This is a genomic window from Ruegeria haliotis (genome assembly GCF_013377785.1).
Lineage (GTDB): Bacteria > Pseudomonadota > Alphaproteobacteria > Rhodobacterales > Rhodobacteraceae > Ruegeria > Ruegeria haliotis.
Genome location: NZ_JABXWT010000075.1, coordinates 1 through 702, shown reverse-complemented (window position 1 = coordinate 702; position 702 = coordinate 1). Strand labels below are relative to the sequence as shown.

The window sequence follows — 702 nt, the reverse complement described above, 5'->3', positions numbered from 1 at the left end:
CGCGAAGCCCTGACGAGCTGGCAGAGTATGGGCATCGTCGTGCGCAACAAGAAAGCCGGGACGCGCTTGGCGGCCGAAGTGTCGGCTAATGCTATCCACCTTCCACTGACGCTGAAACTTGAAGCAGAGAGCCTGTTGCGGACCCACGCCGTGCGCCGGCCATTGGAAATTGAATCGGCGAGATTGGCGGCGCTGAACTGCTCTGAGGCACAAGGCCGCTTGATTACCGCCCGTGTCGCAGAGCTGATAGCTACGCATGCCGCTGGTGAGGACTGGCGTCAGGCCGACTATCGGTTCCACTCTTCACTGCATGATGCCTGCGGGAACCCCTTGTTTGGGCAATTGATCCGGCAGATTCAGCAGGGGTTCAACGAAGTATACGAAGCGCCGTTTGGCCAGCCTCATTTGGGTCAGGCATCAATTCCGATGCACTTCCAGCTCGCCCAAGCGGTTGTCTCGGGGAATGCAGACGAAGCCGCGCGAATTGTCGGTGAGATCATGGATATAGTCGAAGCCGAGATTCTCCAGATCATGGAGAGCCAGAATGTCTGATCACAAAGACCTTTCAACTCTGCTTGCAGCGGTACTTCCCGACTTAGACGGTGCTGTGACGCCACCGATCGTTCAAACCTCACTTTTTACATTCGATAGCTACCAAAGCTTTGAAGACAGGATGGCGGGCCGGTCTGATGCCGCGATCTA

General features: G+C 56.6%; 1 protein-coding gene. It reads left to right on the top strand.

Annotated elements, in window-relative coordinates; all coding sequences use genetic code 11:
- A partial coding sequence (locus HW561_RS23340; RefSeq protein WP_176867772.1) for a FadR/GntR family transcriptional regulator occupies positions 1-552 on the top strand: 552 nt, incomplete at its 5' end.
- Positions 553-702: the final 150 nt, after the last annotated feature.